The organism is Lapidilactobacillus dextrinicus DSM 20335, from assembly GCF_001436095.1.
Taxonomy (GTDB): Bacteria; Bacillota; Bacilli; order Lactobacillales; family Lactobacillaceae; genus Lapidilactobacillus; species Lapidilactobacillus dextrinicus.
This window is the reverse complement of sequence record NZ_AYYK01000016.1, coordinates 22,012-39,060: the sequence shown is the minus strand read 5'-3', so window position 1 is coordinate 39,060 and position 17,049 is coordinate 22,012. Positions and strand designations below refer to the sequence as shown.

Annotated in this window: 15 protein-coding genes; 12 read left to right on the top strand and 3 right to left on the bottom strand. The window is 36.1% G+C overall.

What is annotated here, in order from left to right; all coding sequences use genetic code 11:
- Positions 1 to 6: 6 nt before the first annotated feature.
- Together FC84_RS06910 and FC84_RS06905 are read left to right on the top strand one after the other, a co-directional pair.
- Complete coding sequence (locus tag FC84_RS06910) at positions 7 to 1,116, top strand: lactate oxidase (protein ID WP_057757164.1); 1,110 nt, start codon at positions 7 to 9, stop codon at positions 1,114 to 1,116.
- Between the two features lie 223 nt (positions 1,117 to 1,339).
- Positions 1,340 to 3,043 carry an aryl-sulfate sulfotransferase gene (locus tag FC84_RS06905; protein ID WP_057757163.1) on the top strand — a complete coding sequence of 568 codons (1,704 nt, stop codon included), beginning with the start codon at positions 1,340 to 1,342 and terminating at the stop codon, positions 3,041 to 3,043.
- A gap of 143 nt (positions 3,044 to 3,186) precedes the next feature.
- Here FC84_RS06905 and thiD read toward each other — a convergent pair whose 3' ends face one another.
- The 3 genes from thiD to FC84_RS06890 form a co-directional block, all read right to left on the bottom strand.
- Positions 3,187 to 4,005 carry a bifunctional hydroxymethylpyrimidine kinase/phosphomethylpyrimidine kinase gene (gene thiD, locus FC84_RS06900; protein WP_057757161.1) on the bottom strand — a complete coding sequence of 273 codons (819 nt, stop codon included), beginning with the start codon at positions 4,003 to 4,005 and terminating at the stop codon, positions 3,187 to 3,189.
- Between the two features lie 71 nt (positions 4,006 to 4,076).
- Positions 4,077 to 5,129: a sensor histidine kinase gene (locus FC84_RS06895; protein ID WP_057757158.1), complete on the bottom strand. Its 1,053-nt coding sequence runs from the start codon at positions 5,127 to 5,129 to the stop codon at positions 4,077 to 4,079.
- 65 nt (positions 5,130 to 5,194) lie between these two features.
- Positions 5,195 to 5,869: a response regulator transcription factor gene (locus tag FC84_RS06890; protein WP_057757155.1), complete on the bottom strand. Its 675-nt coding sequence runs from the start codon at positions 5,867 to 5,869 to the stop codon at positions 5,195 to 5,197.
- Positions 5,870 to 6,188: 319 nt separating this feature from the next.
- Here FC84_RS06890 and FC84_RS06885 point away from each other — a divergent pair, with 319 nt between their 5' ends.
- The 10 genes from FC84_RS06885 to FC84_RS06840 all read left to right on the top strand — a co-directional run bounded on the left by FC84_RS06885 (position 6,189) and on the right by FC84_RS06840 (position 17,047).
- Positions 6,189 to 6,689, top strand: a complete 501-nt coding sequence (locus tag FC84_RS06885; RefSeq protein ID WP_057757154.1) for a nucleoside 2-deoxyribosyltransferase — start codon at positions 6,189 to 6,191, stop codon at positions 6,687 to 6,689.
- A 48-nt stretch (positions 6,690 to 6,737) separates the two neighbouring features.
- Positions 6,738 to 7,502 (top strand): ABC transporter ATP-binding protein, encoded by a 765-nt coding sequence (locus tag FC84_RS06880; protein WP_225733073.1) that lies wholly within the window; start codon positions 6,738 to 6,740, stop codon positions 7,500 to 7,502.
- On the top strand, positions 7,492 to 9,552 hold the full coding sequence (locus FC84_RS06875; RefSeq protein WP_057757153.1) for an FtsX-like permease family protein: 2,061 nt from the start codon (positions 7,492 to 7,494) through the stop codon (positions 9,550 to 9,552). Before FC84_RS06880 ends, FC84_RS06875 begins: the two co-directional genes overlap by 11 nt.
- 47 nt (positions 9,553 to 9,599) lie before the next feature.
- Positions 9,600 to 10,334 (top strand): MBL fold metallo-hydrolase, encoded by a 735-nt coding sequence (locus FC84_RS06870; RefSeq protein ID WP_057757152.1) that lies wholly within the window; start codon positions 9,600 to 9,602, stop codon positions 10,332 to 10,334.
- A gap of 340 nt (positions 10,335 to 10,674) precedes the next feature.
- Entirely contained in the window at positions 10,675 to 11,073 is a 399-nt protein-coding gene (gene spxA, locus FC84_RS06865) for a transcriptional regulator SpxA (RefSeq protein ID WP_057757150.1), read from the top strand.
- A gap of 295 nt (positions 11,074 to 11,368) precedes the next feature.
- Positions 11,369 to 12,055 (top strand): adaptor protein MecA, encoded by a 687-nt coding sequence (locus tag FC84_RS06860; RefSeq protein ID WP_057757148.1) that lies wholly within the window; start codon positions 11,369 to 11,371, stop codon positions 12,053 to 12,055.
- Between the two features lie 302 nt (positions 12,056 to 12,357).
- Positions 12,358 to 13,608 carry an O-antigen ligase family protein gene (locus FC84_RS06855; RefSeq protein WP_057757146.1) on the top strand — a complete coding sequence of 417 codons (1,251 nt, stop codon included), beginning with the start codon at positions 12,358 to 12,360 and terminating at the stop codon, positions 13,606 to 13,608.
- Between the two features lie 114 nt (positions 13,609 to 13,722).
- A complete protein-coding gene (locus FC84_RS06850; protein WP_057757144.1) occupies positions 13,723 to 14,361 on the top strand; it encodes a YveK family protein in 639 nt (212 codons plus the stop codon).
- Between the two features lie 447 nt (positions 14,362 to 14,808).
- On the top strand, positions 14,809 to 15,936 hold the full coding sequence (locus tag FC84_RS06845) for an aminotransferase class I/II-fold pyridoxal phosphate-dependent enzyme (RefSeq protein WP_057757293.1): 1,128 nt from the start codon (positions 14,809 to 14,811) through the stop codon (positions 15,934 to 15,936).
- A gap of 19 nt (positions 15,937 to 15,955) precedes the next feature.
- Positions 15,956 to 17,047 carry a glycosyltransferase family 4 protein gene (locus FC84_RS06840; protein WP_057757142.1) on the top strand — a complete coding sequence of 364 codons (1,092 nt, stop codon included), beginning with the start codon at positions 15,956 to 15,958 and terminating at the stop codon, positions 17,045 to 17,047.
- Positions 17,048 to 17,049 lie beyond the last annotated feature (2 nt).

Sequence of the window (17,049 nt, the reverse complement as noted above, 5' to 3'; positions counted from 1 at the left end):
TTTATGATGACAATTGTTAATGGCTATGAACAAAGTGATCGCGAAGAACACATTAACGTTTTAAATCTAGAATCTTTGGAAGCTCGTGCTGAAAAAATTATTCCTAAAGGTGGATTTGGTTACATATCTGGCGGCTCTGAAGATAACTGGACATTGGCGCAGAACCGCAAAGCCTTTACCCATAAACAAGTTTATCCTCGTGCATTGGCTAATATTGATCAACCAGATTTAAGCGCGAATGTTTTTGGGTTAGATTTAAAGACACCAGTGATGATGCCACCATTAGCTGCACAAGGATTAGCTCATGCAAAAGGGGAAATGGACACAGCTAAAGCATTCGCAGCTGAGGGTGCTTTAATGGCACAAAGTACTTATTCATCTGCTTCAATCGCCGACACAGCTGCTGCTGGTAACGGTGCACCACAATTTTTCCAATTGTATATGAGTAAAGATTGGAAATTTAATGAAGCCGTTATTGATGAAGCAAAAAAAGCAGGTGTTAAGGGGATTATTCTAACCGTTGATGCTACCGTTGATGGTTATCGTGAAGCTGATATTATTAATCATTTCCAATTTCCAATTCCAATGGCTAACTTAGAGAAATTCAGTCAAGGTGCTGGCAAGGGTCAAGGTATTGCTGAAATTTATGCGGCAGCCGCTCAAAAGATTAGTGCAGACGATGTTCGTCGAATTGCTGAATATAGTGACTTACCAGTAATTGTTAAGGGTATTCAAACACCAGAAGATGCTGAATTAGCAATTGGTGCCGGTGCCAGTGGTATTTATGTTTCTAATCATGGTGGTCGTCAATTAAACGGTGGCCCAGGTTCATTTGATACGTTAAGTGCGATTGCTCAAGCTGTTAATGGCCGTGTACCAGTTATCTTTGATAGTGGCGTTCGTCGTGGTTCTGACGTCTTTAAAGCATTAGCAGCAGGCGCTGACTTAGTCGCAATTGGCCGACCATTTGTTTATGCTTTAGCCTTAGGTGGAGCCCTAGGTGTCCAAGATGCCTTGCAAGAGATTAACCATGAATTTGCAACAATTATGCAATTAGCCGGAACTAAGACGATTGCAGATGTTAAAAAGGCCAAACTTGCTGATTTTAATTATTAGATTTAGTGGTAGTCCACTAGCAAGTTAATCATATTCAAAATAGCGTTTAAAACAATGATAGTTGTTTTAAACGCTATTTTTATACCTAAATAATTAAACGCATAAAAATTCGTTGATTGATAGATAATAAAAAGATATTCGTTTAATCTTCATATTTTAATCAAATTTTATTGTTATTATTTTAAGCAGTTATACATAAGAATCATTGCAAAGGGTAAAGGGGTTGTTTCGTATCAAAAAGTCAACAAAAATTATCGCAGCAGTATTAACAGCAGTTGTGGTAATTGGGGCGGGCGTGGGACTTTGGTGGAAGTTTTCAACAAAGGCAAAACAAATTCAGGCGGGTGTTATTAGTGATGAACAAATCAAGAAAAATCTTGATAGTAAATTGATTAGAACCCGTCAAAACAAACAAAAAGTTGCAGTTAAGAAGTATCAAGCAGTAGCGGCTGATAACCGCTATACTTTAACTAATCCGTATGTCAAAGTTGATCCTTATGGTCGTTCACCACTGGCAGCTTTGGCAATTTTTCAGACTCCAGAAGCAAGTAAAATTTCATTAACTGTGGTAGGTAAAACGAAAAAGACGTCCATTTCAACGACGGATAAAACTTACAGCAAACAACATACGATTAGTATTCTGGGTTTATACGCAGATTATAATAATACGGTTAAAATAACAGCGACGACTAAATCCGGAGAAAAAACAACCAAGACGTTACATATCAAAACGGCCGTTTTACCAAGTAATTTGGCTTCAGTTAAGGTCAACGTTAAAACAGCAACCAAAACTAAAATGGCGATTGGCGATAATAAATTAACATTTGTTGTCCGGACTACCAAACAACCCTTTGCGATTGATGCGGATGGCGCAATTCGATGGTTCTCAACTGATTACTCACAGCATGTCTTTAAACAACTAGCAAATGGTCATATTTTACGCTTAGCCAAGAAAAATAATGATGCCTTAATTTATAATGAGATGCTCGAAGAAGATTATACTGGTCGTGTTTATAAAGAATATCACTTCGGAACTAGTGCAGCGGATAAGAATATGGATACTGATGCTGAATATACGTTGATCCATCATGAAGCCATTGAGTTACCCAATCACAATATTTTAGCGACGGTTTCTGATGGTACTTCTGGTGGTAAGACCAAGAATCAGTATGTTGAAGATACGATTGTCGAGATTTCGCATAAAACTGGTCAGATTGTTAAAGTGATTGATTTGAAGAAAATCTTACCAACTAGCATGTATACCGCCAAGACGTTAATGCACGGCAAGGGCAAAGATTGGTTCCACATGAATTCACTCTATTACCAAAAAAGTACAGGTGACCTGGTGATCTCTGGGCGGCATCAAGATATGGTTTTTAAGATGAACTACAAGACATTAGACTTTAAATGGATTTATTGTGGCAAAAAGAAATCAACCTGGCCAAAATCCTTACAAAAATATGTTTTGACACCAACTGGTAATACTGGCTATACTGGTGGCCAACATGCAGCTATTTTGTTACCAAATACAACGAAGAAAACTGATGTTTTGGCATTATTTAACAATAATGTTGCGATTACTAATGGCCAGAAGTCCACAAGCAAGCAGTATTCCGAAGCGGCAGTTTATAAAATTAATTTAAAGCAAAAGAAGATTACCAAAGCTTGGCAAAATGGCAAAGATCAGGGCAAGAGTCATTTTAGTCAAGTTATTTGTAGTAATCGTTTGATGACTAATGGCAATTTCTTGATTGATTATGGCTATTTACAAGAAGGAAAAGTTAGTAATATTCAAGAGGTGACGAAGTCAGGTCAACGGGTTTTTAGTGTCTATTTCTCTAATTTAGGAAATAACGGTTATGTTTACCGAGCAGAACGCTTTTCGTTATATCCCAATAATAGTCGCGATAGTCAGACTTATGAATAAAAGATTAGCCGATTAAGTAAAGGTTCATGTATACAACTAATTTTAGTTGTATGCATGAACCTTTTTCATTCTCGTGAGAAATAAAAAAACGTAAACCTAACTAGAGACTAGTTAAACTTACGTTGGAGTTGTTATTGAGAATATTAATCATTGCTTTTTTCAGCGGCAGCCCAGTGATTAATCGGACCAAATTGATGCCCAACTTCAATGGGGTTGGCAATTGCTGCATGAACAAATTTCTTAGCCGTTTTAATCGCAGTAGCGACATCTTGCCCCTTAGCTAGTTCGGCAGTAATAACAGCCGATAAGGTATCACCAGTACCGTTAACCCGATCAGTATGAACATATGATTCAGTTAACGTAAAGCTATCGCCATTTTCTAGCAGAATATAATCTGTTACTTCTTTTTGGTTTTCATCATCATGACGGCCTTTAATCATGACGTTTTTAGCCCCTAACTTTTGGAGAATTTTAGCACCCTGAGCAATTTCTGCTGGTGTTGCTAAAGGTAATTCTGTTAATTTTTGAGCTTCATAAAAATTAGGGGTTAAGACGGTGGCCAGTGGTAATAATTTCTCTCGGAAAGTTTCATAGGCACTTTGTTCTAATAACATTGCCCCATGTTTGGTAATGATTACCGGATCAACCACTAGCGGACCGAAGTCGACTTTTTGATAATTATCTGCAACCACATTAATGACTTCTTCGTTAGCAAGCATGCCTGTTTTACTAGCGCGAATCTTGAAGTCTTTGGCCAAGGTCTTAAATTGTTGTTCAATAAACGATGCGGGCATAATATGGGCTGCTTCAATTTGATAAGAATTACCTGCTACGGCAGAAGTAATTAAGCCCATTCCATAAACATTACGGCAAAAGAAACTGTGTAAGTCAGCAGGCATTCCTGCGCTGCCGTCAGAATCATTACCAGCAATTGTTAAAGCTTGAATATAATCATTTGTCATGATAAAAACCTCGATTTATTAGGAATTAATAAGTTCAGTTTAATAAAGTTGAGTTGAATCAGATAACGGCGTTATGGTTGTAGCCGCTGTCTACTGCCTGGACTATTGTAATAGCTCAGTATGGGAAAATGAATGGTAATCGTGGTACCGATGCCAACTTCAGATGATGCTGATAAAGTATGACCTAGTTTTTTAGCAAGTTTAGCTGCTAAGTATAGACCTAGGCCAGTGGCGTGTGTATCGGCATGACGTCCATTCTCGCCGGTAAAACCTTTTTCAAATATGCGGGGCAGATCTGCTTCGCTAATGCCAACACCAGTATCCGCAATGCGTAATTGTAAGTCCTGCGAAGTAGTGACAACGTTAATAGTAATAGTACCATTTTCCGGCGTATATTTTAAACCATTACTTAAAATTTGTTGGATGATAAAGCCTAACCATTTTTGATCAGTTAAAACAGTATAATCAAGCTTTTCTTGTTTCAATTGAATGTGTTTATGAATGAAATAATTCATATTGTCGCGAATAACAGGATTAACAATTGATTTCAAATCATATTGGGCAATTAAGTAATCATTAGCAAAATTACTCAATCTTGAATAATAAAGAACTTCTTCGACATAATGGTTAATGCGATTAATTTCGTTAGTTAACTGGTAATATTTTTGTTCGCCAATATCTAATTCAAGATCATCGCTAATTAATGTAAGAGCCGCTAAGGGAACCTTGATATCATGGACCCAACTGTCAATAAATTCCCGTTGATCACCTTGTTCAGCCACAATATTATTTAAAATTTGGCGATGAGTATCGATTAAAGTTTGCCCATAAGTTTGAACTTGTTGTTCACTATAAGTATGCGCATCTTCGAGTGGTGAATTTAAGATATTATCAGGATTTTTAATTTTTTGATCAATTTCTTGAAACCATCGCCGGCGATTTAGATATAAAATAAATAAGAAGACCCCCAAAAAAAGTACCATTAGTAAATCTAAATAAAAAAGATTGACTAAAGACAACGTATGCGAGGGATCTAACCAAATTAATAGATTTAAAAGTAATAAGCCGATTAACCAAAAAACAATTTGTAATAAGTGATCTCGTAAGAAAAAGCGAAAAGTCATAATAGTCCTTTCTACATCAAACTGGGATTCGTTGTATCATCATCGCTTCACACAAGAAAAACAGGTTAAGGTATTAAATAACCCTGACCAACTTTAGTGACGATGAAGTCTTTTAAGCCAACTTGTTCAATTTTACGACGTAAACGATTAACGTTGACAGTTAAGGTATTATCGTCAACGAAACGTTCATCTTCCCATAACTCACGTAATAAGCGGTCTCGGGAAATGATTTTACCGGGTGAATGCATCATAAATTGAAGTAATTTATATTCGTTTTTGGAAAGGTTAATGACTTGGTCACCAAATTGCGCGTCCCCACTTTGCAAATTAAGTTTTAAACCCTTATGTTCTAAATAACTGGTGTTTTGTTCGTGATAGCCGTAAGTTCGGCGTAATAACGCATTAATCTTGGCCATTAACACTTCCATCGAAAATGGCTTATTGACAAAGTCATCAGCGCCCATATTCATTGCCATCACCATATCCATATTGGTGTTGCGAGATGAGATAAAAATGATCGGAACTTCAGAATTATCATGAATTTTTTGATTCCAGTAATAGCCATCATAGACTGGTAAGTTAATATCCATTAAGACAAGATCAGGCTTTTGCAATTTAAATTCAGTGTCAACTTGGTTGAAGTCCTGAATAACATAAGCGCTAAGCTGCCATTTTTCGATATTTTCAGCAATTAATTGGGCGATTGTTTGATCATCTTCTACGATCATTACTTTGTACACAATATCCCGCCTCCTTGTTAATTCTGCTTTTATGTTACTGGTTTTACAGCCAAAACACAAATAATCGCCTGATTGTAAAATGATTTTATTTTTGCTGAATTTTATAATCTCGCAACGAGATAGGTAAATTATTATTCTCTTAATGATTTTAAAGAACTAGGCAATAATAAAAGTGTCCTCTATACGTTGTTAGATTAGATACTGGCTTATAAAACTATTTGTTAGTAAGCGTTGTTTTTTGGTGTAATTATAGTATGCTCAATATAAGAATATGACCAACAAAATTAACAAATAAATTGAAAAAATCAAGGTGAGTTCAATGGTAAAAATATATTTAGCAGGTCCATTTTTTGATAAGTTTGGTATTGAAGCACGTCGCGTTGCCCAAATCAAAGCATTGCTAGAGTGTAATCCGACGGTCGATGCGGTTTTTAGTCCCAAGGATGAAACAGATCAAGATCCAGCCATTCAAAAATTAACGCCAATGTCACCAGAATGGCGGCGGCAAGTTTTTCAATGTGACTTAGATGGATTAAATGGTGCAGACGTCTTGGTGGTTATTGCTGATTCTGAAACTAATCTTAATGGGTCAGACGATGGAACTGCTTTTGAAGTCGGTTACTGGCATGCTCGTAACGAGTGGCAACGTGCACCACAATCTTTACCGCCCTTACCAGTTGTGGTTGTGGCTCAGGAAGCTGAACGATTGAACTTGATGCTTGCTGAGGCAACGACTTATTTTACAGATCAACCTTTGGAATTACGCCATTTAAATTTTGAGCAGATTCCTGTTCGTGCGTATCAAGGTCCGGTAATTTAAAAGTAGGCATCTTTATCAAATGAGATATTAAAGTCAGGAGGGTTTCCCATGCGAATGGTTGAGGTTAAACAAGTATCTAAGAATTTTGGGGCTCGAGCTACCTTAGTGAGAGCACTTAATAACTTGAGTTTTAAAATTGATCGTGGTGAATTTGTGGGTATCATGGGGCCTTCCGGTGCAGGCAAAACCACACTATTGAACATTGTTTCAACAATTGACCAACCAACAACTGGTCAAGTCTTTCTGGCAGGTCAGGAGATTACGCATTTGTCTGAAAGCGAGTTAGCCAGTTTTCGCCGTGATCAAATTGGTTTTATTTTTCAAGATTTTAATTTGCTAACAGCACTGACTGTCAGAGAAAACATTATTTTCCCGTTAACTTTAACTAAGCTGCCAACTAGTGAAATTGAAACGCGTTTGGCATATTTCAGTGACCAATTAGCATTAACGACTTTACTTAACCGTTATCCTAATGAATTATCAATTGGCCAAAAGCAGCGAGTTTCAGCGGCTCGTGCTTTAATGACCAAGCCACAAATCTTATTTGCTGATGAACCAACTGGAAGTTTGGATTCAAAGTCGGCTACAGAGTTATTGCAATATTTAGCCACGATTAATTTAGAAGATGAAACCACCATTATGATGGTAACCCATGATGCATTTACAGCTAGCTACTGTAATCGGATCTTGTTCATCAAAGATGGTGCTTTCTTCTCGGAAGTTGTACGTTCTGGTACCCGCCAAAAGTTCTTCAACCAAATTATTGACATGCAAGCTGCTATTGGTGGGGGAGTGATGCAACGTGATTCTTAAAACAGCCTATCGCAACTTTCGCCGCCATTTAATTGGTCGCTCACTTTATATTGTGGCGATTTCTTTATTAATTATGGTGGCTTATGCTAGTTTATCCGCCTATCATGATCACCATTTACGTAAATTAGTCAGTTTTGACAATACGCTGAGCCTGTTAGTTGTTTTGTTTATTGCGATTGTTTTATTTAGCTTCGCCATTATTGTCTACGCAAATCGTTTTTTTATGAAACAGCAACATCAGGAAATGGGGGTTTTGTTGCTTTCCGGATTGACTAGACCACAGTTGGCAGCGTTGTTTTCGTGCGAAACTTTTTTTGTTGAAGGGTTACAGTTAAGTATTGGCTTAATTTTAGGACTGCTATTTAGCAAGCTTTACACGATGCTATTGCTACGTTTAATGGGCGTTGTTGCTGAGACTAATCATTGGTTTTCACTACCAGCTTTGTTGATTACCGCTGGTAGTTTTATTGGGGTTTATTTGTTAGCTTCATTAATTGATTCGGCACGGATTGCAAGTTTGCGGATTGTTCGGCTACTTTATCCCGAGAATAATTATCAAATACAACAATCAACGCTAATTAATAGATTTTTAGCGTGGCTCGGACCGCTTTTACTAGTGACTTGCCATTTTCTTTTGTTGCGGTTTAATTGGTTCCGTTTTTTAGAGACATTGCAAATTAATCAGCCGGCTTCTTACGCTACTTTTTTAATTATTGTGACGCTGTTATTAGGTGTTTGGTTAACCTATCAAAATAGTCTGCCCTCATTTTTACGTTGGCTTAGAAGTCGGCGTTGTCCTGTATCACGTCGTCATTTATTAGACTTTGCCATTACCGGTGATGAATTTGCAGAACATCATCAATCCTTAACTTTAACGACGTTATTTGTGACGGCCTCGATTGTGATGTTAGGACTAGCTGCGGTTTTATATGCTTTTGGCAATCGGACAGTTCAAGAAGATACACCAATTGACTTGGTAACTGATTATCAAAACCAAGATACAATTTTACGAAAAATTCATGCTAATGGCGGTAAGAGTAAACGACTAACCAATTTCACGATCAAAATTACAGCGGCGCAATTACAGGGACCTCAAGCTAAAAAAATCATGCAAGGGCACTCACTACCAATTGAAGTTATTTCCCTACAAGATTATCGAAATGCTCGCCAGCATCAACCTAATTTACCTAGGTTAGCGTTAACCGATAAACAAGCTTTGTATGTTTCGCGGGATTTTTATTTACAACGGGTACCTGTTCAAGTTCTGTTACAAAATAAAATTCAGTTGGCACAATCCGCAATTCATAACTTACAAATAGTTGCTTATTCACGAGCTTACCCATTAGGCGGTTATTTATTCTTCGATAATTTGTTGGTGGTTTCTGATCATGTTTTTAAACAATTGAGCAGTCAGAATTCTCGCGAATTATTAGCTTATGCCATTAGAAAAATTGCACCGGCTGGTAAAACATTAAGTGCTATCGATGAGGCTTCTTATGCTAATAAGGCAGTTCGGCAGTTACAATTCATAGATGCTAAAAAACTTAGTCAAGTTAGGATGCATATTTATCAAGGGCGTAGTCACAATAATACGACTCAATATGAAAGCAACAATTATTATGTACGTGGCCCAACTCATATTTTGATTCAACGTACATTAGGGTTGACGGTCTTTGTGGTTGGTACATTAGGTATTTTAATGTCCTTTGCTTGGGCTAGTATTTTTTCGTTACGGCAATTGGCAGAAGCCGAGAATGATCGTTATGAATATCTAACGCTAAAGAAGATGGGCGTTGATCAAGTTAAAATCAATCAAATTATTAGTACTTACAGTCTTTTAATCTATTTATTACCAGTAACTTTTGGAATTATTAACGGTTTACTAATTATGCGGGTTATCGGCGGTAATTTAGATCATTTACAACTAGGGTTACTTTATATTTTAACGGTGGTTGTTTTTGGGATTTATGGGGCTTTTCATATTTTTACGATTCATCGTTATCAACGAATTGTAGAATTAACACGTCCTTCAGAACAAAGGCTACGTTAATAATAAAAGAGTTAATATCAAACTTTATAAGGGAAAGGATTGTTAAAATGAAGGTTACAGTTTTGGGTTATTATGGCGGCTATCCTACTGCAACAGATGGGACCACCGGTTTTTTGATTGAAGAGCAAGGTTATGCCTTACTGTTGGATTGTGGTAGTGGCGTTTTAAAAGTGTTGCAGGAGCAGCTGGATCCTTTGCAATTAGATGCCGTTATCTTAAGCCATTATCATCAAGATCATATTGCTGATGTTGGGGTTTTACAATATTATTGGCAGTTAAGACAGGGGCAGCGGAAAGAAGCATTGTTGCCAATTTATGGTAATACTGAGGATCCTCTGAATTTTGGCAGTTTAACTTGGCCAACTGCCACAGTTGGTCAGGCCTATGATCCAGACGATACTTTGCAGTTAGGACCATTGACAATTAGTTTTTGTCGAACGATTCACCCAGTTCCAACTTTTGCAATGCGCATAATGAATCAAACAGGTAAAGTGTTAGTATTTACGGCGGACACACGTTATTTTTCAGAATTAGCTGATTTTGCCCAGAATGCGGATCTCCTAATTACAGATACTAACTTTGATTCAACTAAAACAGGCAAAATGTGGCATATGACAGCGGCACAATCGGGTCAGCTTGCAGTTGAAGCACAGGCTCACCAATTACTATTAAGTCACCTCCCACAACAAATTGAGCAACAGAAGATTTTAACCGAGGCTACGCAACAAGCCGAAGGTATACCAATTCAGTTGGCTAGAACCGGGTTACAAATCACACTTTAGTTATAATGTTCACTATAAAAAAGTAAGTTAAACTCTTTATTCATGGGCTTTTGCTTCGAATGAGTTCACAATGAAACAAAATTTCATTTGAAAAAAATTATCAACATCATAAATTTATTTTCAAAAAGATTAGGACATCTTTGTATCAGTGATAAATATTGTGAGGCTTGATATAATAAGGATTACATCTAGGACTTAAGGTTGATTATGATACTTTTTATATAGAAAAATTAAAAAAAGGGGTAGTAATTAATTGAGATTATGGTTATAATAGATTTGTGAATTAATTAAGAAGTTAAAGTGTATTAATCATAGATTTGTTGTTAAAGGAGCGAATGTTATGGTAAATTTATATACATCTCCAAGTTGCACATCTTGCCGCAAGGCACGGGCCTGGTTAAAAGAACATGATATACCTTTTAAAGAAAGGAATATTTTTTCTGAACCATTGACCAAAGATGAAATCAAACAAATCTTACGTATGACTGAAGACGGTACGGAAGAAATTATCTCAACTCGTTCAAAAGTTTTCCAAGAATTAGGTATTAATTTGGATGATTTGACAATGGATGAATTACTTGATTTAGTCGAGAAAAACCCAGGCTTGTTACGTCGGCCTATCATTATGGACGACAAGCGTTTGCAAGTCGGTTACAACGAAGACGAAATTCGTCGGTTCTTACCACGTGAGGTTCGAGCTCTGGAGTTGCAACAAGCACAATTAATGGCAGGGTTCTAAAGTTTGAATAGTTAAACAAAGTTCGGGGCAGATTGTTTGTCTCGGACTTTTTTAGTACTATTATTTAAAATAATCGTTGTTTATCCAGCGTCTCTTTAATCGTCGAACGTCATTAGTCGCTAATTAAGGTCGTCCTATGTTAAAATATCGTATTGTGTTTTTCTAGAATAGACCATTGTAGCAACAATTCTTTGTGTTTTTCGCAAGGTTGATGTAGTATACTCAAATGAGAAGTAACATAGCTTCTACTAGTTGTTAATACAACTGGATGGTCTGAAGAAATGAGGTGGACCGAATGGAAATGGAACGAGTCGATGATAATACGATTCGCGTTGTTCTAGGCGCTGACGATTTAGAAGAGCGCGGTGTAACAATGTTAGATTTGCTAGGTAATCATCAACAAATAGAGAAATTCTTCTATAGTATTTTAGAAGAGGTCGATGCTGATCATATGTTTGCAAACAATGATGCCGTGACTTTTCAGGTAATGCCGAATAAAGACGGCTTGGAATTGTTGATTAGTAAATTAGATGATGATGAAAAAGAAGATAAGACAGCTTTAACAAAAGCGTTAACGAACCGTGTAACCAAAAATCAACACCAACTAAATGACTTACAAAAGCTTCTGCAAACATCAGATGCTGATGACGACGGCGATGATTTAAGTCGTTATTTGCAAGATGAAGATGTGGATTATCGCGATGTTGTCTTAAAATTAGATGATTTTGAGGCTATGATTCAGTTAGCTGATGCTTTGCGTTTGGAGGCGGGGGTCTCTAATCTCTATCGCTATAAAAATGATTTTTATATTGAATTAGTTTTATTTACTGATGAAATGCGGGAAATGACACCAGACAATGCACTTGTTATTGCCCATGAATATGGCAATAAAACTAAGGTAACACCAGAAATTTTAAGCGAATATGGTGAAAAAATTATGGATCAAACCGCGTTAGAGTTAACGCGTCATTATTTTCTTTAAAAACGCTTTGATACTATATAATTAATATTTTTAATAAGACTCATAGCAATGTTCTTGTTTTGTGGCGTATAAATGACGTCATAACTGATGAATATGCTATGAGTTTTTTATTTAAATTAAATTTTTTTGATTAATAAACAAGTATATTAGTTGCGGATATCTAATCACTGTGATTAGATATATTTAATGGACGATTAAGGTTAATTAATTTTAATGTGTTTAACCATATAAAATTATTTATTGAACAATCTGATTATGATGATAATAATATTAATTTTTAAGGGTTAGGTGGGGATAGTCACGTGGATATTAAAGAGACTAATTTATTATTAACCGATCAACCGTCGAGGCCTGTGCAAATATTGCTTGTATTATGGGGGATAGCGCTATCAGGATCACGAGTTTTTTTTGGTTTAAATTTGTCGTGGACAACTATTCTTTTGCCGATTTTACTGTTAGTGATATTTCTAAGTTACGGCTATGATCTCAAATTTGCTGCAATAGATTTATTTTTATGTTTTACCGGAATTTATGCGTTATTGATAAGTGCGACAATAATGCCATATTTAGTTCCTGGTAGTCCGATTGATAAATCGGCCATCATAAAATACTTAATTATTATTATTTATTTTTTTATTGCACAACAACTGCCCTTTTCTGCGATTAAAACTATTTTTAGAGCATTTGTTAATTTCAACGTTTTAATCGCTGTCATCGGAATTATTTCAACTTTGGCTGGTTTACAGGGCACACTACCGTTTATGTATTATTCTGCAGAACGATTTTTTGGTTTTATGAATGATCCTAATTATTTCTCCCTGGTTCAGGCAATGTCAGTTTGTATATTGATTGCTTCAGATATTAAGTTTAAACATTCCAACATTTTAAGTATACTCTTAATCAGTTCAATGCTACTATCAGGATCAAAAACCTCTGTGGTCGTTGTTATTGTACTAACAACGATTATTTTGATTAAGTATTTTATAAACAATTTAAATACCCTATATCGTGTATTTTTAGGTCTTATTCCTATTATTTGCTTGATAATTGTTATTTATTTTACGAAACAATTTTGGATTCCATATGCACAAAATTTGGGAGAAATTTTAGGTCAATCACCACTTGTACAGCGGCTAATGAGTCTCTTTGATCCGAATGCACTTGATTCTGGTGGTTCAGGTCGAACAATACTTTGGGAAATAGGATTAAAAATCATTGATGCTGTTCATGGGATTGGTGTGGGGATGACTAGTTATTTGAGCGTATCTCAAATTTTATTTAATGTTTCAGTGTTATCTCATAATACTTTCCTTCAACTTATGGCTCAGTGGGGAGTTCCGCTAGCAAGTATTTTTCTGATTTGGCTGATTCTACGAGTGATCTACAATCTTCATGTGAGCGTAAAATTTTCAAAGACATTAGCATTAATGGTTGCAACTATATTTATCTATTTCATCGCACTATCTCTCAATAATTCTCCACTTGTTTGGTTTGTTTTTGGAATTGTTTTTTCCGAGCGTAATAATCATCATCTTATTGAGAGTTCTGATTAAACTTATTTGGCTATATTTAGCTTTATATTTTTAATCGTAATATGGATGTTGTATGATAACTTCAAGGTCGTATTCTTAGATTTGAAATGCATATTTAATAGAGGAGTTCAGCTCATGAAAAATAGAAGTATGAATTTAGATAATATTATTATGGCTTTCAAAAAGAAGGCATGGCTTATTATTTGTCTAACAATACTAGGTGGCATTATTAGTATATTTGCTGCTCAGAAGGTGTTGAAGCCAACTTATTCGTCAACAAGTCGAATTATAGTACTACAGAATAATAAAAATAGTTCCGAGAAAAATAATGTTGACTTAAATGATTCCGCGCTAATAACAACTTATATGGATATGGTAACTGATCCCAGTATTGTACGTCCGGTATTGAATACAATTAAGCGTACGCAGTCTTATACCGGGTCTTTAGAAACATTGATGAATTCAATTAGTACCGATAATACCGAAAACTCACAAATTTTTTCTATAACAGTTACGGATACCGATCCCAAACGTGCTGCGATAACTGCGAATAATTTAACATCCGTCTTTCAAGCGCGTGCGGATGCAATAACATCCGATGTTAAAACCGAAGTTTTATCGAAGGCCAGACCGGCAGCCTCGGTATCCTCCCCCAAGAAATGGATTATAGTGTTTGCAGGAATATTAGTGGGATTACTTATTGGCGTATTTATAGCATTAATTAGTGCGCCAGTTGAGACTAACGTTAGTTCATCCAACTCGAAATCGAAATAATGAGCTAATGAGTTGAGAGATATAATTTTTGATTATTAGCTAGCTTAATAAACTATAATTTTTTTATAGAGAGACTCAGACATTTTCTGGGTCTCTTTTTTTATTTTAAAAACAGTAATTAAAAATAAAAATCACAAGTGTTATTCATGGTTCTTGTTTTAAAATTAATACATCGCACCTTTAAAACTACCATATAACAGCGTATTAATTTTATTTTTTTGAAATTAATAATTATAACGATAAAAATGTTGTATTAAAATAATTTTATTGTTAAACTAAAAACAAAGAATTTAAACTATTTTCTTAGTTTAATAATAAAAAAAAACTTATGTTAGGAATGTGGTTTTAAGACGACTAACGTTTAATGAATATGAGAAATATCTAATATAGAGACGGATTAGGGAGTGATAATAAGTGGCAAAGAAAATTCTATTAGCTTCTCCGCATATGAGTGATGCGGGGTGGGAACAATATTATGTTAAGAAAGCTTTTGAAAAAAATTGGATTGCACCTTTGGGTGAGAATGTTGATCTTTTCGAGGCTGAAGTTACTAAAATCGTAGGTCAAAAGCATGCAGTTGCTGTTTCATCGGGGACTGCTGCTATCCACTTGGCTTTAAAAGCATTAAATGTTCAAGCCGGTGATGTGGTTTTATGTTCGACGTTAACCTTTTCTGCAAGTGCAAATCCCATTTGTTATGAAGGTGCAACACCTGTTTTTATTGATAGCGAATGTGAAACTTGGAATATGGATCCCCAAGCGTTAGAAACAGCTTTAAAGACGCAGCCTAATGTTAAAGCTGTAATTGTTGTTCACTTATATGGTATCCCGGCTAAAATGAATGAAATTATGGCATTATGCCGGCAGTATCACGTTCCAGTCATCGAAGATGCGGCGGAATCATTAGGTAGTACTTATCACGGTCAACAAACTGGCACAATTGGAGATATCGGTATTTATTCTTTTAATGGCAATAAAATCATTACGACTTCTGGCGGTGGCATGTTAGTAACGGCTAATAATCAAATTGCTCAAAGAGCTAAATATTTAGCAACTCAGGCTCGTGAAAAGACATTGCATTACGAGCATCGAGAGATTGGTTATAACTACCGTTTAAGTAACGTTTGTGCTGGAATTGGTCGAGGTCAATTAAAGGTTTTAAGTGAACGTATTGCTCAAAAGCGGGCAATTTTTCATCAGTACCGTCGTTTACTAAGTGATATTCCACAAATTCAGTGGATGCCGGAACCAAAGGGGAGCTTTTGTAATTTTTGGTTAAGCTGTTTGACGGTGGAGGGAATTGATCCTAATCAGTTAATTGCTACTTTAGCAGCTGACAACATTGAAAGTCGTCCTATCTGGAAGCCAATGCATCAACAGCCAGTCTTTAATCAGCAACAAGTTTACGGTGGTAGATATAGCGATTATTTATTTGCCAATGGTTTGTGTTTGCCGTCAGATACCAAGATGAAGATGCAAGATATTGAGTGGGTTGCTTTACGTTTGCGCCAAGCAATTAGACAACAAAAACAACAATTCTCTCAAGTTAAGCGAAGCGCTCATGGTGCTTCTTAAAAGATAGGAGGAAATGGTGATGAAGATTCTACAGATAACCACGATTTCAAATACAATTAATGCTTTTTTGATTCCCCATATTGAAGCTTTAATTGCACAAGGTCACGAAGTTGAGCTAGCTTGTCGAATTGAAAATCCCTTAGATAATCGTCTTAGTCACTTAAAACGGCATGATATTTCCTTTCAGCGTAATCCGCTGGCAACAGATAATCTTCAAGCTTACTTTCAATTAAAACAATTATTCAAACAAACACATTATGATATTATCCATACTCATACGCCAAATGCTTCTGTTATTACGCGATTAGCAGCGCATCATCAACAGAGTTATGTCGTTTATACTGCTCATGGATTCCACTTCTATCAAGGAGCTCCAAGAATTAATTGGTTGGCTTATTACAATATTGAGAAGTTATTGGCTCACTATACAGATAAGATTGTCACAATTAATACAGAAGATTATCAACGCGCCTCTCATTTTAAGTTAAAAAAACATGGCTCTGTTCATCAGATTCCAGGTATTGGAACGGATATTGAGGTTGTTCATCAGCCAGAATTAACAGATACGATCAAACAGCAGTATCAATTGACACCAGCAGATAAGGTTTTGGTTTTTGCAGCCGAGTTAAGTAAGGGAAAGAATCAAGACATGCTAATTAACGTGATGGCACAATTGGTTGCAGAAGGGCACTCAAATTATCGTCTTTTCTTATTAGGAAATGGGCCCAACGAAGCGGCTTACCGTCAACGTATTCAAGAATTAAATCTGGAACGAAATATCTTCTTGACCGGCCTTGTTAAGGACGTTCGTCCATATTTAGATCTAGCAGATGTGGCGGTTTCCTCATCATTGCGCGAGGGTTTACCGGTTAATGTGATGGAAGCACTAGCATATGGCGTTCCAGTTGTCATAACTAAAATTCGTGGGCATGTCGATCTGTTGCAACAACCTAATCAAGGTTTATTAATAACAAATTCGCAAGAAATGGTTCAAGGAATTAAGACGATTTTAAATAATCCCCAAAAATATCATGCAGAGTTGCCGGCAACGTTTACTGTCAATTCTTCTGTTCAGGCAATGCAAAAAATTTATGCAGAAATGGGAGCATGATC